The organism is Bifidobacterium bifidum ATCC 29521 = JCM 1255 = DSM 20456 (genome assembly GCF_001025135.1).
Taxonomy (GTDB): domain Bacteria; phylum Actinomycetota; class Actinomycetes; order Actinomycetales; family Bifidobacteriaceae; genus Bifidobacterium; species Bifidobacterium bifidum.
The window spans coordinates 744,931-768,891 of the sequence record NZ_AP012323.1 but is presented as its reverse complement, the minus strand read 5'-3'; the positions used below and the strand labels follow the sequence as shown (position 1 = coordinate 768,891).

At 64.3% G+C, this 23,961-nt stretch carries 20 protein-coding genes; 1 reads left to right on the top strand and 19 read right to left on the bottom strand.

The window, feature by feature from the left end; translation table 11 throughout:
- Nucleotides 1-162: 162 nt before the first annotated feature.
- From BBBF_RS03040 to BBBF_RS03020, 5 genes are all read right to left on the bottom strand, one after another.
- Nucleotides 163-1,944, bottom strand: a complete 1,782-nt coding sequence (locus BBBF_RS03040) for an ABC transporter family substrate-binding protein (protein WP_033509464.1) — start codon at nucleotides 1,942-1,944, stop codon at nucleotides 163-165.
- A gap of 172 nt (nucleotides 1,945-2,116) precedes the next feature.
- A complete protein-coding gene (locus BBBF_RS03035; RefSeq protein ID WP_033509520.1) occupies nucleotides 2,117-4,315 on the bottom strand; it encodes an ABC transporter ATP-binding protein in 2,199 nt (732 codons plus the stop codon).
- A gap of 17 nt (nucleotides 4,316-4,332) precedes the next feature.
- The gene (locus BBBF_RS03030; RefSeq protein ID WP_021647927.1) at nucleotides 4,333-5,277 is read right to left on the bottom strand and encodes an ABC transporter permease; all 945 of its coding nucleotides are present in this window, start codon (nucleotides 5,275-5,277) and stop codon (nucleotides 4,333-4,335) included.
- A gap of 21 nt (nucleotides 5,278-5,298) precedes the next feature.
- Complete coding sequence (locus BBBF_RS03025) at nucleotides 5,299-6,282, bottom strand: ABC transporter permease (RefSeq protein ID WP_021647926.1); 984 nt, start codon at nucleotides 6,280-6,282, stop codon at nucleotides 5,299-5,301.
- 396 nt (nucleotides 6,283-6,678) lie between these two features.
- Entirely contained in the window at nucleotides 6,679-7,683 is a 1,005-nt protein-coding gene (locus tag BBBF_RS03020) for a tyrosine recombinase XerC (protein WP_003820819.1), read from the bottom strand.
- Between the two features lie 85 nt (nucleotides 7,684-7,768).
- On the opposite strand from BBBF_RS03020, the gene BBBF_RS03015 reads away from it, so the two are divergent.
- Nucleotides 7,769-8,020 carry a DUF6725 family protein gene (locus BBBF_RS03015; RefSeq protein WP_003812433.1) on the top strand — a complete coding sequence of 84 codons (252 nt, stop codon included), beginning with the start codon at nucleotides 7,769-7,771 and terminating at the stop codon, nucleotides 8,018-8,020.
- Between the two features lie 73 nt (nucleotides 8,021-8,093).
- Here BBBF_RS03015 and BBBF_RS03010 read toward each other — a convergent pair whose 3' ends face one another.
- From BBBF_RS03010 to rplT, 14 genes are all read right to left on the bottom strand, one after another.
- On the bottom strand, nucleotides 8,094-9,131 hold the full coding sequence (locus BBBF_RS03010) for a prephenate dehydrogenase (RefSeq protein ID WP_021647923.1): 1,038 nt from the start codon (nucleotides 9,129-9,131) through the stop codon (nucleotides 8,094-8,096).
- A complete protein-coding gene (locus tag BBBF_RS03005; protein ID WP_033509523.1) occupies nucleotides 9,125-10,153 on the bottom strand; it encodes a prephenate dehydratase in 1,029 nt (342 codons plus the stop codon). Before BBBF_RS03005 ends, BBBF_RS03010 begins: the two co-directional genes overlap by 7 nt.
- Nucleotides 10,153-10,620, bottom strand: coding sequence for a hypothetical protein (locus BBBF_RS03000; RefSeq protein WP_021647921.1), 468 nt, complete (start codon nucleotides 10,618-10,620; stop codon nucleotides 10,153-10,155). Before BBBF_RS03000 ends, BBBF_RS03005 begins: the two co-directional genes overlap by 1 nt.
- A gap of 691 nt (nucleotides 10,621-11,311) precedes the next feature.
- A complete protein-coding gene (typA, locus tag BBBF_RS02995; RefSeq protein WP_003812425.1) occupies nucleotides 11,312-13,234 on the bottom strand; it encodes a translational GTPase TypA in 1,923 nt (640 codons plus the stop codon).
- Between the two features lie 180 nt (nucleotides 13,235-13,414).
- Nucleotides 13,415-14,692, bottom strand: a complete 1,278-nt coding sequence (locus BBBF_RS02990; RefSeq protein WP_003812423.1) for a cysteine desulfurase family protein — start codon at nucleotides 14,690-14,692, stop codon at nucleotides 13,415-13,417.
- 2 nt (nucleotides 14,693-14,694) lie between these two features.
- Nucleotides 14,695-15,588 (bottom strand): carboxylating nicotinate-nucleotide diphosphorylase, encoded by an 894-nt coding sequence (nadC, locus tag BBBF_RS02985; protein ID WP_003812421.1) that lies wholly within the window; start codon nucleotides 15,586-15,588, stop codon nucleotides 14,695-14,697.
- Nucleotides 15,589-15,721: 133 nt separating this feature from the next.
- Entirely contained in the window at nucleotides 15,722-17,371 is a 1,650-nt protein-coding gene (gene nadB, locus BBBF_RS02980) for an L-aspartate oxidase (RefSeq protein WP_013389689.1), read from the bottom strand.
- A 52-nt stretch (nucleotides 17,372-17,423) separates the two neighbouring features.
- A complete protein-coding gene (gene nadA, locus BBBF_RS02975) occupies nucleotides 17,424-18,704 on the bottom strand; it encodes a quinolinate synthase NadA (protein ID WP_003817112.1) in 1,281 nt (426 codons plus the stop codon).
- Between the two features lie 117 nt (nucleotides 18,705-18,821).
- The gene (locus tag BBBF_RS02970) at nucleotides 18,822-19,634 is read right to left on the bottom strand and encodes an NUDIX hydrolase (protein WP_021647919.1); all 813 of its coding nucleotides are present in this window, start codon (nucleotides 19,632-19,634) and stop codon (nucleotides 18,822-18,824) included.
- Between the two features lie 173 nt (nucleotides 19,635-19,807).
- Complete coding sequence (gene scpB / locus BBBF_RS02965) at nucleotides 19,808-20,380, bottom strand: SMC-Scp complex subunit ScpB (RefSeq protein WP_013389686.1); 573 nt, start codon at nucleotides 20,378-20,380, stop codon at nucleotides 19,808-19,810.
- A 96-nt stretch (nucleotides 20,381-20,476) separates the two neighbouring features.
- Nucleotides 20,477-21,331 carry a segregation and condensation protein A gene (locus BBBF_RS02960; RefSeq protein WP_021647918.1) on the bottom strand — a complete coding sequence of 285 codons (855 nt, stop codon included), beginning with the start codon at nucleotides 21,329-21,331 and terminating at the stop codon, nucleotides 20,477-20,479.
- A 36-nt stretch (nucleotides 21,332-21,367) separates the two neighbouring features.
- Complete coding sequence (locus tag BBBF_RS02955; protein WP_003812409.1) at nucleotides 21,368-22,207, bottom strand: ParA family protein; 840 nt, start codon at nucleotides 22,205-22,207, stop codon at nucleotides 21,368-21,370.
- 241 nt (nucleotides 22,208-22,448) lie between these two features.
- Nucleotides 22,449-23,417, bottom strand: a complete 969-nt coding sequence (xerD, locus tag BBBF_RS02950; RefSeq protein WP_021647916.1) for a site-specific tyrosine recombinase XerD — start codon at nucleotides 23,415-23,417, stop codon at nucleotides 22,449-22,451.
- Between the two features lie 148 nt (nucleotides 23,418-23,565).
- On the bottom strand, nucleotides 23,566-23,949 hold the full coding sequence (gene rplT, locus BBBF_RS02945) for a 50S ribosomal protein L20 (protein ID WP_003812406.1): 384 nt from the start codon (nucleotides 23,947-23,949) through the stop codon (nucleotides 23,566-23,568).
- Nucleotides 23,950-23,961 lie beyond the last annotated feature (12 nt).

Genomic DNA, 23,961 nt, shown 5'->3' with positions numbered 1-23,961 from the left:
CCAGTCAGCCTTCGGCTGGCAACCCCCCGCTATCGGGGGCTGCCGGCATGGCCGGCTGGGGGTGGTCCAACATCGTCCACACATACGAGAAGTCCCCCGTGACTTTGCAGCCACGGGGGACTTCTATATCGCTATCTCAATGAGATCGATGAATCAGACGACTCACTTCTCCCAGCCGAGGTTCTCGGGGTGAACGGTCACCATGACACGCGCGCCGGAGGAGTAGCCTGCAGGACCGTAGTTCGCAAGACCCTTCTTGACGGCGACAGTGATCTGGCCGTTCTCGTACGGGATCTGAGCGTACAGCTTCTGGGCTTCCTTCTCAGCCTTGTTGAACTGAGCAATGGCCTTAGTGCTGTCCTTGATGCCCGGGATGGACTCGAGCTCCTTGTCGATCTCGTCGGTGCCGGTGAAGGAGAAGTTGGACTCGGACTTGGAGCCGTAGAGCTGGTAAGCGGAGGACGCGTAGCCGAACGGGTCGCTAGCGGACCAGCCGAGGCCGATCATGTCCCAGTTACCAGAGCTGACGGTGTCGGAGAAGGTGTTCGAAGCCTTGATGTCGATGCTCACCTTGATGCCGACGGTCTTGGCCATCTTCTGGATGGCGGTTGCCTTGGCCTTGGTAGAGGCGGAGTCGGAGAACGTCGTGTACGTAATGGCCGCGACCTTGCCGCCCTTCTCGTAGTAGCCGTCGCTGTTCTTCTTGTAGCCGGCGTCCTCAAGGGTCTTGGTGGCGTTGGCGGTGGAGAACTTCGACTCAGCGGGCATGTTGTCCTCGTAGCCGTCCTGGAACTGAGGCAGAATCAGGGAGCCCGGGGTCTTCTCGGTCCATTCGATACCCTGGAAGTCGATCTTCTGCAGCTGGCTGCGGTCGACACCCTGGACGAAGGCCTTGCGGACCTCCAGCGGGATGTTCTTGGTGTTGATGGTCAGCGTGTACACACCGGAGTCGTAGGAACGACGCAGGTAAGCGTCCTTCACGGTCTTCGCGCTCGTCATGGACTCGGCGTCGGAAGCGCCGACGGCGTCAATCTCACCGTTCTTGAAGGCGTTCATGGCAGCGGACGGCTCCATCTGCTTGAGCACGACCTTGTCCAGCAGCGGCTTGTCGCCCCACCACTTCGGGTTCGGGGTGAAGGTCACTTCGGAGTCGGAGCTCTTGGAGACGACGAACGGGCCGGCGCCCCACTTGTCGGAGTGAGAGTCGTTCGACCAACCCTTGGAGAAGGTGTCGCCGTCCTTGGTGTCGTCGCCGGTGAGGGCTTCAGACGGGTACAGCAGGTTGAACAGGGACTGGTAGGGGTAGAAGTCCTTCTCGAACGTCACGACGGCCTGCTTGTCGGTGTCGCCCTTGGTGACGCTCTTGATCTGGTCGTAACCAGTGGTGAGGGCCGGGGTGAACTTGTCGCTCTTGCCGCTCTGGACCTTCCAGGTGGACTCGAAGTCCTTCCAGGTGATCGGGGTGCCGTCGTTCCAGGAGGCCTTGTCGTTGATCGTGAAGACAACGGTCTCAGGGCTGTCGGAGGTCTGCTCGACCTTGGTCACGTAGTTGGTGTTCGGCTTGATGTTCTCCAGGGAACCATCCGCCGGGTACTCCCAGATGCACGGCATGTAGAAGCGCCACAGGCCGCTCATGTACACGGTGTTGCCGTTGACGTCAATGGCGTTCCAGTTCGGGCCGATCTCGGTGATCGGCAGGGTGAGGGTGCCACCCTGCTTCAGCTCGCCGCGGTCCTTCGGGTTGTTGTAGGCCTTGCCCGGATCCGGCATCGGGAACAAACCGGTGTAGTTGGTGGGAACACCTTCCTGCGGTTCGGAAGTGGACTTGGCGCCGTTGTTGCCGGCGCTGCCGTTGTTGCTGTTGCCGCAAGCACCAAGCGCCAGAAGCGTGGCTGCAGCGGCGGCGAAGGCGGTGACCTTACGCGCGGTAGATGCAAAACTCATACTTTGCATTCCTCTCCTGAACAGCACGAGTTGCGCGTGCCGTTCTCTCCTTCAAAATATCTCGCAACTAGAACCGTGATGATACACCACGTTTTGTTAACATTGGCGTCACTTTTCACTTTTCGGCGAAACCAATGCAATCGGGCCGGTCATATGACCGGCCCGAAAGACTTTAGAACGGCGCGGATTCGTCGTTCACATCCAGCGGGAAGTGACAGGCGAATTCGGTCGCTATCTGGTCATCCGACGTCAAAACCGGGCGTTTCGTCTCGCACATCTTCTGCTGCTCGGGAGTGAGCCGCAGCTTGACGGGGCAGCGGGACGCAAAACGGCATCCCGGGTGCTTCTCGGACGGAGACGGCAGGTCTCCCTTGAGGATGATGCGCTGGCGGGTGCGCTCGACCACGGGGTCGGGCACGGGGATGGCCGACAGCAGCGCCTGCGTGTACGGGTGACGCGGATGGGTGAACACGTCCTCGGTCTCGCCGAGCTCGACCACCTGGCCGAGGTACATGACGGCCACGCGGTCGGAGATGTGGCGGATGACCGCCAGATCGTGCGCGACGAACAGGTATGAGATCTTCAGCTTGGCCTGCAGGTCCTCAAGCAGGTTGATGATGCCCGCCTGAATCGACACGTCGAGGGACGCGATCGGCTCGTCGAGCAGCAGCACCTTCGGATCGGTGGCGAGGGCGCGGGCGATGGAGATGCGCTGACGCTGCCCACCGGAGAACTGCGCCGGGAAGCGATCCACGTAGTCGGGGTTCAGGCCGACCAGCTCCATCAGCTCGCCGATGCGGCGGTTGATCTTCTCCTTGCTCCACTTGTGCACCTTGAGCGGCTCCGCGAGCACGTCGTAGATGGGCATGCGCGGGTCGAGCGAGCTCATCGGATCCTGGAAGATGATCTGCAGGTCCTTGCGCAACGCCTTGCGCTCCGCCTTCTTCTTGAGTTCGGCGAGGTCATGGCCGAGTACGACGATGCGTCCGTCCTCGGGCTTCATGAGGTTCATGATCTCCATCAGCGTGGTGGACTTGCCGGAGCCGGACTCGCCGACCAGCGCCAGGGTCTCCCCCTGACGAATCTTGAACGTCACGTCGTCGACGGCCGCGACCTGGCCGATGGTACGGCGGAACATGCCACCACCGGTCAGCGGGAAGTGCTTGACCAGGTGGTCGACCTCCAGCGTCACCGGGCGCTGGTCGCGCGGGACGTCGGCCCAGTCGGCGGGAAGCAGGTCGGGCACGGGGAACACGTCCGTGTACTTCATGTTCTTGTCGATGATCTCCTGCAGTCGACGGCAGGAGGCGAGATGACCGGAGTTCGCGTCCACGACTTCCAGGTTCGGCTCAGACAGCGAGCACTCCGGGGTGGCGAGCGGGCATCGTGGCGAGAACGGGCATCCCTTCGGGATGTCGACCAGCGACGGCGGGTTGCCCTGAATCGGCACGAGACGCTGGGAGGCGGCGATGTGCGGCTTCGGCACGGCGCCGAGCAGACCCATCGTGTACGGCATGGAGGGGTGCTGGAAGATGTCGTCGATGCTGGCGCGCTCGACGGGACGACCGGCATACATGACGAGGATGTCGTCGGCCGCGCCGGCCACCACGCCCAGATCGTGGGTGATGAGCACGACGGCGGCGCCGGTCTCCTTCTGCGCCTTGGCGAGCACGTCGAGGATCTGCGCCTGAATCGTCACGTCGAGGGCCGTGGTCGGCTCGTCGGCGATGATGACGTCGGGGTTGTTCGCGATGGCGATGGCGATCATCACGCGCTGACGCATACCACCGGAGAACTGGTGCGGGAAGCTGCTGAGACGCTCCTCGGGCTGCGGGATGCCGACCAGTTCGAGCAGCTCGACGCAACGGTCGTGAATCTGCTGCTTGGACATGTCGGGATGATGGGTGATGAGGCCTTCGGCGATCTGGTCGCCGATGGTGAACATCGGGGTCAGGGCGGACAGCGGATCCTGGAACACCATGGCGATACGCTCGCCGCGGATCTCGCTCATCTCCTCGTCGGTCTTGCCGATGAGCTCCTCGCCGTTCATGATGATGGAGCCGGTGACCTTGGCGTTGTCGTCGAGCAGGCCGATCAGGCTCAACGCGGTCACGGACTTGCCGGAGCCGGACTCGCCCACGATGCCGAGCGTACGCCCGCGCCACAGGTCGAAGTTGACGCCTCGCACCGCACGGCACACGCCGGCCTCTGTGGCGAAGGACACGTGCAGGTCGCGCACCTGCATGATCGGATCGCCCTTCGGCGCGCCCTTGGGGCCGTTGCCTTCAAGCAGCTCGTACTGGAGGATGTCGTCGCGCACGATCTCCTTGTGCTCGCTTGAGACGCTGCCCTTTGACTTGTTGTTTTTCATCATTGTCTTTCTGAACATCAGGCACCCACCGTTCCGCTCGCACGTGAATTGGGATCAAGCGCATCGCGCAGACCGTCACCGATCAGCTGCATGCTGAACGTCAACAGGACCAGGGCGATGGAGGGGAAGACCAGCAGCCAGGGAGCGGTCTGCATGGACACGGCGCCGGACTGCAGGACGGAACCCAGCGACACGTCGGGCGCCTTGACGCCCAGACCAAGGTACGACAGTGCGGTCTCGGAGTTGACAGCGCCCACGACGCCCAGCACCGTGTTGATGATGATCATCGAGGCGAGGTTCGGCATGAGGTGACGCACGATGATCTTGAACGATCCGACGCCCATGAACCGGGCCGCCTTGACGTAGTCGCGCTCGCGCAGCGACAACGTCAGCGTTCGTATGATTCGCGCATAGCCGACCCAGCCGAACGCGGTCAGGCCGATGATCAGCCAGATCCATCCGGTGGTGGCGTTCGCGGTGCGCACGATCATTGCGATCAGCAGGAACGACGGCACGACGAGCAGCATATCGAGCAGCCACATGCCGACGCGCTCGACCCAGCCGCCGAAGAAGGAGATGGCCGTTCCCAGCAGCGAGGCGATCGCCATCGTCGCCACCGAGGTGATGATGCCGATCATCAGCGACTTGCCGAGACCACGCACCACCATGGCGTACAGGTCGGAGCCGCCGGAGTCGGTTCCCAGCCAGTGGCTGGCGCTCGGACCTGCCGACAGGGCGAGGAAGTCAGGGTCGTCATACGCCCACTTGCCGATGTTGGCGCCGAACAGCGCGAAGAACACCAGCACCAGAAGGATGATCAGTCCGACCACGGCGGAGCGCTGACGGAAGAAACGACGCGCGATCAGGCCGGCGTAACCGATGTGCTTGATATCGCCCTTCGACGTGCTCTCGTCGGACTCTTTCTGTGTCGTTTCGTTGTTTTTGACGGTTGTATCAGTCATTGTTTCTCACATCCCCTGCACTCAGCTCATCTTGATGCGCGGATCAAGCCACGCGGACACGATGTCGGTCAGCAGCGCACCGGCGAGGGTGCACACGCCGCCGAACGCCGCGATGGCGACCGAGGCATTGATGTCGTTGTCGAGAATGGCCTGGATGAAGTACCGGCCCAAGCCGTTGATGGCGAAGATAGATTCGGTGATGACCGCGCCGGTGAACACCGAGGCGATGGAGAATGCGACGTTGACGGCGGTCGGAATCAGGGATGCGCGCAACGCGTGGCGACGGATGGCCTGGCGGCGGGTCAGACCCTTCGCACGGGCGGTGCGCACGTAATCGGCGTGCATCTCGTCAAGCAGGTAGGTGCGCTGCGTCAGATGGTAGGAGACCATGCCCAGAATCGTCAGCACGATGGTCGGCAGGATGATGTGCTGCCCGAAATCAGCCAATCTCAGGAACCAGTTATTTCCTGTATAACTGGACAGACCCGTCACATAGAACAGGCGGAAGCCGCTGGCGCCGTTGATGAAGATGGCGAGCATCACGACAAGCAGAGCGAACACGGCGGTCGGGATGACAAGGAAGAACGTGGCAGTGGTGCCGAACAGGCGGTCCTGCCACTTGTACTGGCGCTGCGCGGTGTAGATGCCGAGCGCCACGCCAAGCACGATGGAAAGGACTGTGGCGATCGTCACCAGCTCGGTGGAGGCAACGATACGCGGCGCAAGCGCACCGTTGACCGACCCCAGATCAGGGGACAGTCCCCAGTCCCATCTGGTGACGACACCGGTCAGCCAACGCCAATACCGAGTGAAGATATTGGTGTGATCATTGATATTGGCCAGATCCAAGCTGCGGTTGATGGACGCTGCCGGAGGGCGGGGAGTCCTCGACTCGTAATTCGAGCGCGGACGCATGAAACCAGAAGCCAGAAAATACGTACATGAAATCGCCACGAACAGCATGACGACGTAGTTGGCGAGGCGCTTGGCGATGAACTTCAGCATTGAGCCGGGGCCATCCTTCCTCCTTGTTCCGAACGACAAAAGCGTTCACTCGACTGTCGCCTTTGGATGGCGGCGTTCTTGTTGGTGACCGATTATAGTCACCCCATGTAAACGCAAAACGTGATAAGGATACGCTTCCGTCAAGATTTCGACGTTAATTGCCACATTTTGTTCATATTTGTATCACATTTCAAGATTTTAAATGATGTGAACGTGCACAATTCGCCTGTTGCACCCCGGAATCATGCGGATTGCAGGGCAATCGAGGCGAAATCACGGGTTGATCGCAAGATGACCGCAGGGTAAGCGCAGGGTAAGCGCAGGATGACCGCGGAGTTATCGCGGAGTTGTCGACGTAGGCAATCGCGGGACGATCAAGCTCGGAACGTGACGATGTCAGGCCCGAGGAAACGCCTGGCGGTACCGCTCCTTCAGCTGCTCGATCGACACATGCGTGTACCGCTGCGTAGTGCGCAACGACGAATGGCCGAGCATCTCCTGAACCTCGCGCAGGTCCGCTCCCCCGTCCAGCATGTGCGTCGCCGCGCTGTGCCGCAGCGAATGCGGGCTGATATCGGGCACCCCGCTCTCGCGGGCGGCACGATGCACGACATCGCGCACGATACGCTGGTCGATGCGGCGGCCGCGCATGCCGAGGAACAACGCGGCCGTATCGAGAGTGCCCGCACCGGCTCTGCGCAATATCAATGGTCGGCCATGCTCCTTCCAGCCGGCCAGCGCCTTCTCGGCAGGGTCGCCGAAGGGCACCACGCGCTGCTTGCTGCCCTTTCCCGTAACCCGTATCGTGCGGTGGGACCAGTCGACATCGCCGATGTCGAGCCCGACGAGTTCCGCCACGCGGATACCGGTCGCGTACAGCAATTCCAGCATGGCCGCATCACGTAGCGCCACGACTTCGTCACGCTGACTCATCCCTTCGCCCCGATGGGCCGAATCAAGGCGGGGCATCTCATCATGCCGTGTCTCGTAACGCTGCGATGAGGCGGCATGCAGCGACGCATCGTCATCCACACGGTCCATCAGGCGCTCCGCCTGGGCCTCAGTCAGCACCGAAGGCAACGTGTCCGGCAGTTTCGGCGTCATCAGCACGGCCGCCGGATCGGCCTCGATCCTGCCATGCTCATGCGCCCAAGCGAAAAACGAACGGACCGACACGACCTTGCGGGCCATGCTGGAGCGGGCGTGGTCGCGGGTCTCGAACGCCATCCATCCACGCAGGTCGTCGGTCGTGACCTGACGCAGATCTGCGATGCCGCGCGACGCCAGTGCATGCAGGCACTCCCTGACATCGGTGCCGTACGCCTTCACCGTATTGCCCGACAATCCCCTGTTGGCCCGCAGATACGCAAGGAACGCGGACAGATCACCATCGCCATCCATGCACACTCCTTTCTTTGCCGATTCTATCCCGCAAAACCGCGTTTCACCCACTAGAATGGAACAAACCGACGGCAAAGGAGTCCCCATGGCAATTCCCAATGAAATCCCTGCCAACGCGCGAGTGGTCGTCCGAGTGTCCGAAGGGGTCGATCCGACCGACCATCGCATGAAATACCGCGATTACGTCGGACACGTCACCTCATGGGACGGTCACACGTTGGATATGATCCGCGACGCGGCGGCCAACGGGTCACGCCCCGAACATCGCGTGACCATCGACGCCGACACCATCATCACCCTCAAACCCGTCCCCGAACGCCACTTCACCCGCCCCTGAGCTGTGGTGCCGTCAAGCCCCTAGTCAGCCCGTGGCCGACTAGGGGTGGTCTATCGTCAAGTAGCCCGCAGCATCACATCGCGCTGCGACGCTGCACGCAGGCGGTATAGTCGTCGCCGAAACGCAGGATATGCTCGCCGCGGCGGGCGGAATCGAGCAGTGCCGCCTGCCATCCCTCCGCGGGTATCGTCAGGTCGAAGACCGGCCCGTCCCCGTCCGCACCGCTTCTGACCGCGGACTTGTAGTCGCGGAACGGCTGTCCATCCGCGAAAAACGCGGCGATGGCACCTGCATCTGCGCCATGCAATTCGTCCGCGACCTCGGTAAGCCGCGCCGCCATCATGCGCAGCAGTCGTTCCACATTGTCGGCGTCCTCTTCGACCATCGCACGGGTGCGGTCCGGATCGGTCAGCGCGACGCGCGTCATGTCCCTCCAGCTTCCCGCGGCGAGCGCAGCTGCGATGTTGCGGTCCGGGTCGTCGGTCAGCTGGTTGATGAGCGCCGTGGCGACGACGTGCGGCATGTGTGAGATCAGCGCGGCAGCGCGGTCATGGGTATCGTCGTCGAGCACGATGACGCGGTTGCCCGCATCGTCGGTGATCATCCGCGCGACGGCGAGAAAACGACGGTAATCGGTGTCGCCATCCACGGTCATGGCCCACAGCGCGTTGTCGTAGAGCGCCGGGGCAGCGGCGGCCCATCCCGAGAGCTCGTTGCCGGCCATCGGGTGCGCGCCGACATAGCGGCCCGCCAGACCCGCGTCCCGCACCTGATCGCGGACCATCATCTTGACACTGCCCACATCGGTGAGCGTGATGTCCTGATACGGTTCGAGCAGCGGCCGCAACTCGCCGAGAATCGCCGGCATCGCCTTCAGCGGGTTGCACAGCACGATGACCTCCGGCTGCGCTTCGACCAGTTCGGCGAGCGTGCGCATGCAGCGTATGCCATCGGCTTCGGCCTGGGCGTATGGATGCGGGCGATGGTTCCACGCGACGACCGACACCCCGCGGATGGCGAGCCTTCGGGCCAGCGACCCGCCGATCAGGCCGAGTCCGATGACTCCGACCGTGAGCCGTACGGCGGCCGCAGTATCATGACTTCCTACCACAGCAATTCCCTTCGCGCAGTGTCGCCTTCCGTCCATGTGCCGGGCGCGGCCGGCTCGCGGCGCACTCCCCCGTTGGGCAGCGACCACGCGTAGATCGGCGGGTTCGGCCGTTCGCGGCGCGGATACACCGCCAGCGTCTTCACCCAATCGCCATGGTCGACGACCTGTGTCAGCACGTCGCGCAGGTGTTCCTGCCAAGGCGCTGCATCGATGGTCGCGATGAAACTGTACGTGCCGTCGCGTCCCTTAATCGGGCGAGATATGAAACTCGTCATGTTCAGACCGGCGTCGCGCAGCACGTCCAGCAGATTCGCGAGCACGCCGGGGCCTGTGCTCAGCGGTATGAACGCGATGATCGATTCGTATTCCGAAACGGGGTCGGTCGTCTCCCCCGGAGCCGGCATCGATTCCACTGTCTCATCCCCGGCCGTCCGTGATGCCCGCTCGCGCAGCACGGTGATGGCCTCGTCCCGCGGGGCGAGTGCCAGGAACTCGGTGCGCGCGCCGGCATAGTCGCCCACGGCGGGGGCGACGCGCGTCAGATTGTACAAATCGCCGCAGATGCTCGGTCCGAGCGCCACCTGGCCGGGCTCAAGGTCTCGGCAGGCGGCACCATTCGACGATGACGGCAGCTGCTGCAGCTGATGGTCGGCCGTGAAACGGCGGCATTGCGCCAACCCGTGCGGATGGGCGGTGACGGTACGGCAATCGGCGAGTGATGTGCCGGGCAAGGTGAAGGCGTCGAATGACACGTTCACGCCGACTCGGGCGAATCCGACCACATTGTCAGCGTCGATGAGCGCGTCGAGGTTCGGCACGACGTACCCTTCCACGTTGTTTTCCCACGCGATGATGCCCCAGTCACCCCGACGCTGCACCGCGTCAAGAATCGTCGGGACGTCCGGCTCGGGTGTCAGCGTCACGGATGCGCCGGATGGGCGGATCATCTTGGCGGCCTCGATCGCCGCCTGATGGGTGAACGTCCCGGTCGGCCCCAGGAAATGCAACGTATACTCGGCCATCATCGGCTCTCCGCCAGCGTGTCGGGAGTCTGCCGGGACACGGACAGCTGCGATGGCTGCTGCGAATTCTTGTCGTCGGTCTTTCCATCGGTCTTGGGCGTGATGGCGAACCATCGCGCGGGCAGGAACATCAGCATCAGCTGGACGACGATGCAGCCGATCAGCCACAGGTATCCCACACGCTGGGAAAAATACGGCACCGATGATCCGCTGAATCCGACCGGCGTCAACGCGTCGCCGGTGGATTGCACAGCGATCAGCCATATCGTGCCGGACGAGGCGATCAGGTGCAGGGCGAGACCGACGACGTCAAGCCGCGAGCGTGCACACCACGCCGATATGCCAAGAATCAGGAAGGCGAGCACCAGTCCATACGGAATGTTGGCCGAAGCGCCCATGCGATGCGCGAACGTGCCGACGATGCCGCACAGGATGCCGGCAACGACGGTGACGAGTCCGCGCAGCACGGGGCTGAGCCGATGAGACCAAGGCAGAATTGAACGATCATCCGATTGAGTCATGGTCACCAGTATAAGGAGATGCGCTGTATCGGCGCGGTGAAATCTCGCTCCGCTGGCGCAATGAGCCGTATGGCAAACAGCGGAAGCCGTGTCCGCAGGCCATCCAATTACAGGCCAGAAGGCCCGGCGAACTCATATCTTGCCCCCGCTGGCGGGACATAACACCATGCCGCTGCCGCAGAACATGCCACACCAGCGTCAAAACAGGCAAAAATCGCATTGTGTGGCCAACATATTGCCACACAATGGAATGTTAGCCCTAACATTCGCTGGTATGGCAACAGGCAAAATCATAGAAACCGCCATTTTTCAACGATGAACAAACATTCGTCCCAATCGCAGGAATTTCCGTCGTACCACACCAGCCCTAAAAACGCCGAAATCGGCCTGGTGTGGCACACAGACCCGTCAGAACAGCCCCTCGAAAAACAAAAACGGAGAGCCCAATGGACTCTCCGTAATCAGAAGCAAGCAGACGGGCGCGCAATCAGCGCCCGCGACGGTCGTCAGAACGGCAACGCCGTCAGGCGTTGTTGGACTGCTGAACCGCCAAACGGACAGTCCAGCGGACTGTCCGTAGGTGAAGGGAGCGGGCGCGCAATCAGCGCCCGCGACGGTCGTCAGAACGGCAACGCCGTCAGGCGTTGTTGTTCTGACGACGCTGCTTGGCACGCCACTTGTACCAGTCCTCACGGCTGAGGATGATCTTGCGCACGCGAATCGCCTCAGGGGTGACCTCGACGCACTCGTCCTCATTCGCGAAGTCGAGCGACTCCTCAAGGCTCATCTTGATCGGCGGAGTCAGCGTTTCCAGCACGTCGGCGGTGGAGGAACGCATGTTGGTCATGTGCTTGGCCAGCGTGATGTTCACGTCCAACTCGTCCGGCTTGTTGTTGATGCCGACGACCTGGCCCTCATACACGTTGGACTGCGGTTCGACGAAGAAGTTGCCGCGGGCCTGCAGCCGCTGCATGGCGTACGGGGTGGCAACGCCGGCGCGGTCGGAAACCATCGAGCCGTTCTGGCGGGTGACGATGGCGCCGGCCCACGGCGCGTAGCCGGCGGACAGCGAGGAGGCGATGCCGGTGCCGCGCGTGGCGGACAGCAGCGCGGTGCGGAAGCCGATCAGGCCACGGGACGGCACGGTGAACTGCAGACGCACCCAGCCGGAACCGTGGTTGCTCATCGAGTCCATGCGGCCCTTGCGGTCGGCCATGAGCTGCGTGACGGTACCCATGTATTCCTCGGGAACGTCGATGGTGGTGTTCTCCATCGGCTCGTTGATCTTGCCGTCGATGGTCTTGGTGACCACCTGCGGGCGGCCGACGGTCAGCTCGAAGCCTTCGCGGCGCATCTGCTCGGCGAGGATGGCCAGCGCGAGCTCGCCACGGCCCTGGACTTCCCAGGCGTCGGGGCGGTCGGTGGGCAGCACCTTGATCGACACGTTACCGATGAGCTCGCGGTCGAGACGATCCTTGAGCATGCGGGCGGTAAGCTTGTGGTCCTTGCCTTCGCGGCCGGCCAGCGGAGAGTCGTTGGTGCCGAAGGTCATCGAGATGGCCGGGTCGTCGACGTGGATGAGCGGCAGCGGCTTCGGGTCGTTCGGGTCGACGATGGTCTCGCCGATCATGATGTCGTTGACACCCGCGACGGCGACGATGTCACCGGGGCCGGCGGATTCGACGGGAGTGCGCTCCAGGCCCTGCGTGCGCAGCAGTTCGACGACGCGGAAGTTCTCGATGGAACCGTCCACGCGGGACAGGCCGTAGGTCTTGCCCTTCTCCAGCGTGCCGTTGTAGATACGGACCAGGCCGAGTCGTCCGAGGAAGTCGGAGGAGTCGATGTTGGCGACGTGCGCCTGCAGCGGCGCGCCCTCCTCGTATTCGGGGGCGGGGATGTACTTGATGATGTCCTCGAACAGAGGCTCAAGGTTGTCGTTGTCCGGCAGGCCGCCGTTCTCGGGCTGGTTGACGGACGCGTAGCCGGCCTTCGCCGCGCAGTAGACGACCGGCAGGTCAAGCAGGTGGTCAAGGTCGAGGTCGACGCCTTCCTCGATGACGTCCTGGGCGAGGCCCAGCAGCAGGTCGGTGGATTCGGAGACGACCTCTTCGATACGGGCGTCCGGACGATCCACCTTGTTGACGCACAGAATCACCGGCAGCTTGGCCTCAAGGGCCTTGCGCAGCACGAAACGGGTCTGCGGCAGCGGGCCTTCGGAAGCGTCGACGAGCAGCACGACGCCGTCGACCATCGAGATGCCGCGCTCGACCTCGCCACCGAAATCGGCGTGGCCGGGGGTGTCGATGATGTTGAGCGTGATGCCGTCCGGGTAACCGTACTTGGCCGCCAGCGGACCGGTGTATTCCACGGCCGTGTTCTTGGCCAGGATGGTGATGCCCTTCTCGCGCTCCAGATCGTTGGAGTCCATCACACGATCCGGCACCTCCTCGCGCTCGTTGAACACGTGGGACTGCTGGAGCATCGCGTTTACCAGCGTGGTCTTGCCGTGATCGACGTGTGCCACGATAGCCACATTACGAATATCACCGCGAACCGCCATAGAAACCTCTCTTAATTGATTCTTCGCGTAACCGTTCGGTACTTGTTTTGGTTCATATCTGTACTTACACGCAAACCGGCACAAGCCTAGCGATACGCCTTGACACACAACCGAACCGTCCTCCGACGAGTAACAGCACACGTTGCCCCCGCAGGGATCGTTGACTGGAGACCATGTGCACTAATACGTCAGCTCGGTGTAGGAGTCTTCCAAGGCCATGGAGATGCGCTCGATTTCCTCCCGTGTGAGGGGACGGCGGAATGTCATACGCAGGGCGGATTTGGCGATCTGCGGTTCCAGCCCCATGGCAAGCAGCGTGCCGGGAATCTCGTGACGGCCAATGGCGCAGGCGGATCCGGACGAGGCGGCTATGCCTCGGGCGTCCAGATCGACAAGCAGAGCTTCGCCGGTGACTCCGGGGAAAATGAATGACGCATGTCCCGGCAGACGACTGACCGGGTCGCCGGTGAGTTCGGCGCGAGGCACCACCCGCCGCACGGCGTCAATCAGCATGTCGCGGGAATCTGTCAGCTCCCGGTACTGCGCCGCCATGCGCGCGTTCGACTCGTTGAGCCCTATGGCGAGCGCCACCGCACCGGCCACGTTCTGCGTGCCGGAGCGCAGCCCGCGCTCCTGACCGCCGCCGGAAAGCACCGGCTCGATCGGGGTTCGACCGCGGACCAGCAGCGCCCCCAGTCCCTTGGGCGTACCGAACTTGTGTCCGGACACGCTCAGCGCGTCCACATCCCAATCGCGCATGCGGATGGGAATCTGCCCGGCCGCCTGCACGGCGTCCACATGAATGGGAACCCCGTGCGCGTGGGCGATGCGGACCAGCTCCTCCACGGGTTCGACGGTGCCGACCTCGTTGTTGGCCAGTATGGCGGAAACCAGCGTGGTGCGTTCACCGGCCTCGCCGTCGAGCTCCTGTTCGAGCGCGTCAAGGTCGAGGTGAGCCTGACCGTCCACGGGAATGTGCACGACTTCGAAGCCGAACCATTCGTGCAGCCATTGCGCCGATTGCGCGACGGCCGGGTGCTCGATGGATGAGATGATGATGCGCGGACGGCGGATCGCCGGATGTTCACCGGCCTGCGCGGGGTTCACGCCGGACGGCTCGTCATCGATTCCGGCAAGACCGTAGACCGGCTGCAGGCCGAGTGCGCGCATACGTGCCATGGCGATGCCCTTGATGGCCAGATTGTCCGACTCGGTGCCGCCGGAAGTGAAGATCACGTCGTCCGGGCGAGCGCCGAGACCGGCGGCGAACGAGGCGCGGGCGGCATCAAGCGCCCTCGCCGCCGTCTTGCCGGGTTGATGCATGCTTGCCGGGTTCGCGTATGCGTCGGTCATGAACGGCATCATCGCCTCGATGACGTTCCTGGTCACCGGCTCGGTGGCAGCGGCGTCCAGATACAGCTCGTCGGGTTCGCCGGATGCATTGGGAGTGTCAGTCATGGCTAGTTCCAGTCCAATCCGAGGTCGATGCTGCGTACGCTGTGCGTCAGCGCGCCCACTGAGATCACGTCCACACCGGTGGCGGCCACGGCCGGCACGCGCTCCATGCTCATGTTGCCGCTGGCTTCCACGATGGCCTTGCCGTTGATGATATCTACGCCGCGGCGGGTGTCATCGAGCGAGAAGTTGTCGAGCATGATGGTGTCCGCACCGCCGGCGAGCACGGCGGGAATCTGCTCAAGCCGGTCGACTTCCACTTCGATATGCGTGGTGTGGCCCACCTGTTCGCGCACGTGGCGGATCGCGCCGGTCAGGTCGATGCCGCGTGCGGCGAGCGCCGCCAGATGATTGTCCTTCATCATCACCGCGTCGGACAGCCCGTAACGGTGGTTGTGGCCTCCGCCGCAGACCACGGCGTATTTCTCGAACGGGCGCAGGCCGGGGGTGGTTTTGCGCGTGTCGACGATGCGAGTGCGCTCGTAGCGATGCGGCCGGGTGACGGTCCCGTCATGTCCGTCATCGTAGATGGCGTTGACCGCGTCCACGAAGGAGGCGGTCATGGTGGCGATGCCGCTCATGCGCTGGGTGAAGTTGAGGGCGATGCGTTCGGCGGCGAGCAGGTCACGTACCGGACCTTCCACGGTGGCGAGGATCTGGCCGCGCTGGAATCGCTCCCCGTCCGCGATCAGGGGCGAGACGCCGATACCGGGATTTTGCGCCGTGAAGGCGGCCGTGAACACGGCGATGCCGCTCATCACGCCCCTCTCGCGTGCGGTGAGGTGCGCCGAGCCGGTTTCGTCCGCGGGGATTGTGGTCTCGCAGGTGATGTCGCCGTAGGGCGCGTCTTCGGCGAGCGCCGCCTCGACGGCGGTGCGGATGATGTGTTGCGTAAGCATGATCGGGTCTTTCTTGATATGGACTGCTGTCGTTCTTGCGGGATTAATCGCAATGCATCGGGTCAGGGTACCGAGACCACTCCGGCGGCGTGCAACGACAGTCCGGCGCCAACCGACAAGTGAGCAAACAGCGCTAGGCGTTGATGTAGGCGATGGATTGCGCCCACTCGTCGCATGACTCGGGATAGTCGGTGCGGGCGTGGGCGCCGCGCGACTCGGTGCGGCGCAGCGCGGCGTTGGCCTCGACGTAGCCGACGGTGAGCAGGTTGCGGTTTTCCAGGCGGGTGATCGGGTCAGGCTCACAGGCCGTGGCAGCGGGTTCCGTCGCGTCGGCATCGGCCAGCGCCAGGCCGGTGCCGAGCTGGTCGATGGCCTGGCGCAGGCCGTCGCCGTCGCGCAACACGCCCACGCCGGCCCACATCGTGTTCTGGATGCGGGTGCGATCCCAGATGGCAGGCCGGCCATTGGCCCCGGCACGCTCATCGGGTGCCGGCATGCTCAGCTCGACCGGTGTGTCGCTGACGATGCGGCTGGTGGCCGAGTTGGAGAACCAGACCGGATTCCACACGGAACCGGCCGGATCGTTCACGGCGGCGAGCCCGGCGCGACGACCGTACACCAGTCCTTCAAGCAGCGAGTTCGACGCGAGCCGGTTGGATCCCATCACGCCGGTGCGGGCGCATTCGCCGGCCGCATACAGGCCGGGGATGCTCGCGCGGCCTTCCAGATCGGTGCGGATGCCGCCCATGTAGTAGTGCGCGGCGGGCGCGACCGGAATCGGCTCCTTGCTCCAGTCGAAGCCGAGAGAACGCGTATAGGCGTCGATGGTCGGGAACCGGTGACGCAGGAACTCGGCCAGATCCGGGTTCTCGCGGCGCATCGGCGAGACGTCGAGCATCACGGGCTTGCCGCCCTGCGCCTGCATGACGCGGAAGTTCTCGCGGGCCACCACGTCGCGCGGCGCGAGTTCGGCGCGCTCGTCGACACGGGTCATGTACCGTTCGCCGTGCTCGTCGAGCAGCACCGCGCCCTCGCCGCGTACCGCCTCGGAAACGAGGAAGTGCTCGCCCACGGCCATCGCGGTGGGGTGGAACTGGTAGAACTCCACGTCGGCGACCTGTGCGCCGGCACGCCATGCGGCCGCCAGACCATCCGCGGTGGCGACGGCCGGATTGGTGGTGTACGGGTAGAGACGTCCGGCGCCACCGGTGGCGAGGATGACTCGTGAAGCGGCCATGTCGGCGCTGCGGAATGTCTCGCCGCCCCTGACGAGCAGCCGCACGCCGGCGATGGCGCCGTCGCGCACAATCAAATCCTCAAGGAACGCATGCTCGATGATGTGGATGAGCGGATTGGCCCGCACCATGGCGGACACATCCAGTTCGACCACCTTGCCGGTGGCGTCTCCCCCGGCGTGCACGACACGGGCCCGCGAATGCGCGGCTTCGAGGCCACGCAGCATGTGGCCTTGCGCGTCACGATCGAAATGCACGCCCGCGGCGGCGAACTGCCGCACACGGTCGGCGCCCTCGCGGGTCAGTATCTCCACGGCACGGGGCTCGCACAGACCATGCCCCGCGGCCATCGTGTCGGCCGCGTGCAGTTTCGGGTCGTCGTCGGCGAAGACCGCCGCGGCGATGCCGCCCTGCGCATGGTAGGTGTTGGATTCCACCAGGTCGGCCTTGGTGACCAGCGTCACGTCCTGGCCGGCATCGGCCACCGCCAGCGCCGCGGAAAGGCCCGCGACGCCCGCGCCGACTACGACGATTTCAGCGTTGCTCATTGTGCTGCTTCCTCAATATTGTTGATGTGCTCCCGTTGACGGGAGCTTGCGATCACGGGTGCACCTGGAGCATGCGCTCCAGAGCCACCTTTGCCTCGCGTGCGGTGTCGTCGTCCACGGTGATGCGGTTGACGATGTTGCCCTGTTCGATGTTCTCCAGCGCCCAGGCGAGGTACGCCGGGTGGATGCGGTACATCGTGGAGCACGGGCAGACCACCGGATCCAGGCAGAACACGGTCTTGTCGGGGTACTGCGCGGCCAGGCGGTTCACGAGGTTGATCTCGGTGCCCACGGCGATGGCCGATCCGGCCGGCGCGTTGGCGATCTCCTTGACGATGTACGCGGTGGAGCCGGTGCCGTCGGCCGCGTCCACGACCTGCATCGAGCACTCCGGGTGCACGATCACCTTGACGCCCGGGAACGCGGCGCGCGCCTTCTCGATCTGTTCGACGGTGAAGCGCTGGTGCACCGAGCAGAAGCCCTTCCACAGGATCATCTTGGCCTTGGCGTAGTCGGACGGGTCGGTCGCGCCGCCCTGCGCCTTGTACGGGTCCCACAGCGGCATCTCGCTCAGCGGAATGCCCATCGCGCGGGCGGTGTTGCGGCCCAGATGCTGGTCGGGGAAGAACAGTACGCGCTTACCGCGCGCGAACGCCCATTCAAGCACGGCGTGCGCGTTGGACGAGGTGCACACGATGCCGCCGTTGCGTCCGCAGAACGCCTTCAAAGCCGCGGACGAGTTCATGTAGGTGACCGGGATGATCTGCTGCCTGCCGTCCGCGTCGGGCTTGGTGCCGCAGATCTCGCCGAGCTGGCTCCAGGCCTCCTCGACCTGGTCGATGTTGGCCATGTCGGCCATCGAGCAGCCGGCGGAGAGGTTCGGCAGCGTCACAGTCTGCTCCGGCGTGGAGAGGATGTCGGCGGTCTCGGCCATGAAATGCACGCCGCAGAACACGATGTGGTCGGCGTCCGGGCACTGCGTGGCGTTCTTGGCCAGCTGGAACGAGTCGCCCACGTAATCGGCGTGGCAGATGATCTCGTCACGCTGGTAGAAATGCCCCAGAATCAGTAGCTTGCTGCCGAGACGGGACTTGGCCGAGCGAATGCGCTCCTGCAGCTCCTCGTCGGAGGCGTTGCGGTACTCCTCCGGCAGCACCTGCTGGCGAGGTGCGTTGTGCGGCAGCTTGTCGAGCATGGACGCGCCCGGCCCGTAGCTGGGCTTGGTGGTGTCGAAATGCCACGGATCCTGGGTCAGGCCGGCGTCGCAGGTGCTCTGCGCACCGAGGCGGGCGATGATCTCATCCACTGACAGGGCGGACAATGTTGCGCTCATGGTGTGTTCCTTTCTCTAAGGCGTGCGGGCACGCCAACGTATCTGACAACCGGGTGGCCGGCCAAAATCAATATGCGGTTATACGGCACGGACGCGGGTCTTGCCGCCCGCCTCCCGTCATGCGCGTGCCGATGGCATCAACGCGGACAGCGCGTCCTCGATGCGCTGGCCCTCCAGCTCCTCGATGGTCGGCGCGTCGCGTGGCGGCCCGACGGGCGGGGCCGTCGACACGCGGGAACGGTCGGGGTTGTACCGGTACACGGCCGCCGGGCGGTGGCGGCCATCGCGCAGTTTCTCGCCGGTATCCTCCAGCTCGCCGGACAGCAGCATGCGACGCCGGAAATTCGCCACGTCGATGGCCTCGCCGGTTATGGCCTCATACACGTGATGCAGCTGGCGCAGCGTGAACGTGTCACCGACCAGCTTGGTGGCGATATCCGGGTATTCGATCTTGTTGCGCAGGCGCCACAACGCATAGTCGATGATCTGCCGATGGTCGAAGGCCAGTTCGGGAAGCTCGTCCTCGGGGAACCACCGGACGTTGTCCGCCTCGGTGAAATCATGGGCTTCGGCCTTGCCGACCAGCGCCCAGTAGACGATGGAGACCATCGGCAGGCCACCGTGCGATCGCGCGGGATCGCCGAACGTATACAGCTGTTCAAGGTAGCGAGGATGCAGGTCCGTGGTGGTCTCCAACGCGTGATAGGCGGACTGCTCCAGCGAACGGTCGGCGCGCAAATCGCCGCCCGGCAGCGCCCACCGCCCCAGAAACGGCTGGCGCACGCGGCGCACCAGCGGCAGCCACAGACGCGAGGGCATCGCGTCACGGCAATCCGCCGCGGTCTCCTCCGGCCCCAGGGCCAGGATCACCACGGAGACCCCGACGGCCGGCGGTTGCATCCGCCGCTCCGACACGTTTCCGCCGACCATGCATGCCCACTTTCCGACTGGTGTGCTCTCCAGTTCAAGACCAGAGCATATCACTTATAGTCAACATGACTTTAAGTGGTGTGTCATGCGAGGCCGCGGAGGCGGCATAACCTACATACGCTGAAACACCGACCACCCCAGTCGGCTTACGGCCGACAGCCCTCCGGCAACTCCTATTCGCCGTCGGGGACGTTGGTGGTCTCGCGTTCGGGCAGGAATGGGGCGAGCGGGGGCAGCTGGTCGAGCGACTCCAATCCGAGATGTTCCAGGAACAGGCCGGAGGTTACCAGCAGCGCGGCCCGGGAATCCTCGTCCACGCCATCCTCGCGGACCAGTCCGCGCACTGTCAGCGAACGAATCACGCCGTCGGAGTTCACGCCGCGGATCGCCGCGACCTGGGCGCGCGTCACAGGCTGCTTGTACGCCACGATGGCCAGCGCCTCCAACGCTGCCTGCGACAGGCGCGCGGTCTGCCCGTCAGTCACGAACGCCGACACCACCTGCTCGTATTGCGCCCGGCTCGCGAACTGCCAGCCACGCGCGGTATGCCGCAGCTCGAAGCCGCGCCCCTCCTCGTCATACTGCGAGCGCAGACGCTCCAGCGCGGCACGAGCCTCCTGCTCGCCCACGCCCAGAACCCGCGCCAGGTCGGCGGCGTGCTGCGGCTGGTCGGCGACCATCAGAATCGCCTCCATGCAGGCCCTCAGACCACCCGGAAAGTCCTCCGCCGTGAATTGCGCATCCATCACGTCACCTTTCTCGCTCACAAAACGTCGAGATATAAAAAACCAAACCGCTATTTTCCAATACGACGCTGCCTGTATCTTCACGTTTTGCGAGCCTCATGCGAAGTCCCCCTCCGCGATGTCGACCACACCGGTGTCCTGGGCGTCTTCGACCCAGCGCAGATGCAGCGTCTCGAATGGCCCGGCCTGCCGAAACTGCAGCACGCCTTGCTTGAAGAACACCAGAACCGCCAGAAAACGCGCGACCACCTCTACACGGCGGTGTGCGTCACGCGTCAATTCCACGAACGTCATCGAACCGCCGGCCGGCAACGCCTGCAACCGGTCGCGCACGACCGCCGCCTGCGCGCGCAGGTCGACAAGCGGCACATGCAGCTGATGCAGCGACACCTCGCTGGCCGGCGCGTTGGCGAACACCTGTGCGGCGATGCGCGCCAAGTCCTCTGCGCCCAGCGACCATGCAAGCTCCGGCAGCATCGCCGCGACACGTTCATCGACATATGCCGGATGCGGGAACCTGCCGGCATTGGCAGCGAGCCGGGCGCGAAAATCGCCGGCCGCCTGTTTGAACGCACGATACTGCAACAGCCTGGCGAACAGCAGGTCACGCTCACGCAGCGCTTCGAGACTCTGCTCGTCGCGCTCCCCATCCGTCTGGTCATGCGGCAGCAGCGCCGCGCTCTTCGCCTCGACGAGCACCGAGGCGACATCGAGGAACGCGCTCGCCTCCTCCATGTCGCGCGCGAGATCCAGCGTGCGCACATAGGCAAGGAACTCCTCGGTGATCTCCGACAACGACACCTCGGTGAGCTCCAGCCGCCGGTTCGCGATCATGGACAGCAGCGCGTCGAAAGGCCCCGAATAGACCTCCAGTTCGACGGAGAATCCCGGGGAGACGGCGGCATCGCCTCCGATCTCGCCGCCGTCGGCAGGTTCCGTCAACTCGCTCATCGCATCGCACTTGCGCCGCTCACCATGGCCGCGCCATCACGCGACGATGCCGCGGGCGATCAGCTCGCGCGACACCTCGCGGTATTCCTTCGCGGTCTTGTGGCCGGGAGCGTAGATCGTGATCGGGGCGGCGGCCACGGTGGCGTCCGGCAGCTTGATGGACCGCGAGATGACCGAATGGAACACCTTGTCCTGGAACGCCTCGTAGATGCGCTGCAGCACCTCCTCGCAGTGCAGGGTGCGCGTGAACATGGTGACCAGCACGCCGTAGACCTGCAGGTCGGGGTTGATGCGCGACTGCACCTTCTCGATGGATTGCATGAGCAGCGCCACACCGCGCAGCGCGAAGAACTCCGCGGCGACCGGGATGATCACGCCGTCCGCGGCGGTCAAGGCGTTCACGGTGAGCAGGCCCAGCGACGGCTGGCAGTCGACGATGATCACGTCGTATTCGTTGCGGAGCTTTCGCAGCACGCTGGCGAGGATCTGCTCGCGACCGACTTCGGTGACCAGCTGCACCTCGGCGGCGGACAGGTCGATGTTCGCCGGCATGATGTCCAGATTCTCGAAATCCGTGTGCTGTACGATCTCGTGCGGATCGATCGACGGGTCGAACAGCGCAGTATACACGGTGTTCTCGACAGCGTTCGCGTTGATGCCGAGGCCGACTGTCGCGGCTCCTTGCGGGTCGAAGTCGACGATCAGGCAACGGCGCCCGTACTGGCTGAGCGCGCCGGCGATGTTGATGGAACTGGTGGTCTTGCCCACCCCGCCTTTCTGGTTGCATATGGCGATGATGCGCGCGGGACCGTGCTGCGACAGCGGTTTCGGCGCGGGGAACGTCTCGTATTCTCGTCCAAGCAGATCAGTAGGCATACCGTTCACCTTATCATCACCAGTGTGCGCGGGGCCGCCGGACGTGCCGACCATCACCGTTTCCGCCGAAGACCCGTCGTCTCCCCGTGGCGCGGCGGCGTAGGTGCCGCGGATCGGCAGCGTTCCCTGCCTGTTTCCCGCGTCGTCGCCGTCGAAGCGGGAATATGCCGCCTGCTGCATGTCGAGCTGCCTCCTTCGCATGTCGCATCCATGCTATCGCGCCCGGGCAACCGCTCCGCGTTCACCGCGCGCGCGGATGCGAGGTGAGGTACGCCTCAATCAAGGTCTCCGGGCTGACGTGCGTGTATATCTGCGTGGTGGTGACCGAGGCATGGCCGAGCAGTTCCTGCACGGTGCGCACGTCGGCGCCGCCCTGGATCAGGTGCGTGGCGAAAGAGTGCCGGAGCGTGTGCGGGTGAAGCGGACGATCGATGCCGGCCCGCTCCCCCGCCAGTTTGATGACCTCCCATACCGACTGGCGAGACAGCCGGCGTCCCCGTTTGTTGAGGAATACCGCGCGGCGGTCCGGCGTGCCCTTGGCGCGGCCCTCCAGCGTGCCGCGCCCCTCGGCGAGGTATCGGCGCAGCGCGCGACATGCGTATTCGCCGAGCGGGACGAGTCGCTGCTTGGATCCTTTGCCCGTCAGCCGCGCCACATGCGCGTCGTCGATGTCGATGTCGTCCAGATTCATTCCGACCGCTTCGGAGACGCGGCATCCGGTGGCGTACATGAATTCGATCAGCGCCCTGTCACGCAGCAGCACGGCGTCCGGCAACGCTCCGATGCCAGCTCTCCCCCGCGCCGCGTCGGTGCCGTGCGGGTCGGGAATCGCGTCGAGCAGGCGGGAGACCTCGTCGATCGTCAGCACATCCGGCAGCATCTGCGCGCTCTTGGGTGCCTTGACCGTGGCGGACACGTCGTCGCTCACGGCGTGCTGCGCGAGGGCGAACCGGTGGAACTCGTGGATGCTGGCAAGCCTCCTCGCCTTGCTGCGCGCGCTGTCGCCGTCCGAATCCAGCTGCGCCACGTACTCCTCGATGTCGGCTTTGCCGATGGCATCGGGATCGGTGATGCCGCGCGTGTGCGCGAGCCACGAGAGATAGCGGCGAAGATCGGATTCGTATGCCCGCACGGTCGCCCTGGCCAGTCCGCGTTCGACGGAGATATGCGCGATGAACTGGTCAAGAAGCCGGGTGGATCCGTTGTACATGGTGCCCCATCATATGCGAGAACCCTGTATGCGTGCGGAAGGCTTGCATACCTGCACGTTCCCGCATGATATGCGAGAACCCCGCACAGGGCGGGGTTCTCATGCGGTTGCCGATGCGCGCGAAGGCGCATCCGCCGAGGTTCGCGGCTCAGGCCTCGACCGGAGCGTTGACGTCCTCGGGCAGAGCGGCCTTGGCCTGCTCGACGATGGCCTTGAAGGTCTCGGGATCGGAGACGGCCAGCTCGGCGAGGGCGCGGCGGTCCAGCTCGATGCCGGCCAGGTGCAGACCCTGGATGAAGCGGTTGTAGGTGATGCCTTCGGCGCGGACGGCGGCGTTGATGCGCTGGATCCACAGCTTGCGGAAGTCACCCTTGCGAGCCTTGCGGTCGCGGAAGTTGTAGGTAAAGGAGTGCAGCAGCTGCTCCTTGGCCTTGCGGTACAGACGGGAGCGCTGGCCACGGTAGCCGGAGGCCCTTTCGAGAACGACGCGACGCTTCTTGTGGGCGTTCACTGCGCGCTTGACACGTGCCATAGTTATTCCTCA

Excerpts from the sequence above, each read along its gene's own strand:
- BBBF_RS03025 (WP_021647926.1), bottom strand. The coding sequence starts at position 6,282 with ATGCTGAAGTTCATCGCCAAGCGCCTCGCCAACTACGTCGTCATGCTG.
- typA (WP_003812425.1), bottom strand. The coding sequence starts at position 13,234 with ATGGCGGTTCGCGGTGATATTCGTAATGTGGCTATCGTGGCACACGTC.
- BBBF_RS03040 (WP_033509464.1), bottom strand. The coding sequence starts at position 1,944 with ATGAGTTTTGCATCTACCGCGCGTAAGGTCACCGCCTTCGCCGCCGCT.
- xerD (WP_021647916.1), bottom strand. The coding sequence starts at position 23,417 with ATGTACAACGGATCCACCCGGCTTCTTGACCAGTTCATCGCGCATATC.
- scpB (WP_013389686.1), bottom strand. The coding sequence starts at position 20,380 with ATGGATGCGCAATTCACGGCGGAGGACTTTCCGGGTGGTCTGAGGGCC.
- nadA (WP_003817112.1), bottom strand. The coding sequence starts at position 18,704 with ATGAGCGCAACATTGTCCGCCCTGTCAGTGGATGAGATCATCGCCCGC.
- BBBF_RS03020 (WP_003820819.1), bottom strand. The coding sequence starts at position 7,683 with ATGGATGGCGATGGTGATCTGTCCGCGTTCCTTGCGTATCTGCGGGCC.
- BBBF_RS02990 (WP_003812423.1), bottom strand. The coding sequence starts at position 14,692 with ATGACTGACACTCCCAATGCATCCGGCGAACCCGACGAGCTGTATCTG.
- nadC (WP_003812421.1), bottom strand. The coding sequence starts at position 15,588 with ATGCTTACGCAACACATCATCCGCACCGCCGTCGAGGCGGCGCTCGCC.
- BBBF_RS03035 (WP_033509520.1), bottom strand. The coding sequence starts at position 4,315 with ATGAAAAACAACAAGTCAAAGGGCAGCGTCTCAAGCGAGCACAAGGAG.
- nadB (WP_013389689.1), bottom strand. The coding sequence starts at position 17,371 with ATGAGCAACGCTGAAATCGTCGTAGTCGGCGCGGGCGTCGCGGGCCTT.
- BBBF_RS02970 (WP_021647919.1), bottom strand. The coding sequence starts at position 19,634 with ATGGTCGGCGGAAACGTGTCGGAGCGGCGGATGCAACCGCCGGCCGTC.
- BBBF_RS02960 (WP_021647918.1), bottom strand. The coding sequence starts at position 21,331 with ATGAGCGAGTTGACGGAACCTGCCGACGGCGGCGAGATCGGAGGCGAT.
- BBBF_RS03030 (WP_021647927.1), bottom strand. The coding sequence starts at position 5,277 with ATGACTGATACAACCGTCAAAAACAACGAAACGACACAGAAAGAGTCC.
- rplT (WP_003812406.1), bottom strand. The coding sequence starts at position 23,949 with ATGGCACGTGTCAAGCGCGCAGTGAACGCCCACAAGAAGCGTCGCGTC.
- BBBF_RS02955 (WP_003812409.1), bottom strand. The coding sequence starts at position 22,207 with ATGCCTACTGATCTGCTTGGACGAGAATACGAGACGTTCCCCGCGCCG.
- BBBF_RS03005 (WP_033509523.1), bottom strand. The coding sequence starts at position 10,153 with ATGGCCGAGTATACGTTGCATTTCCTGGGGCCGACCGGGACGTTCACC.
- BBBF_RS03015 (WP_003812433.1), top strand. The coding sequence starts at position 7,769 with ATGGCAATTCCCAATGAAATCCCTGCCAACGCGCGAGTGGTCGTCCGA.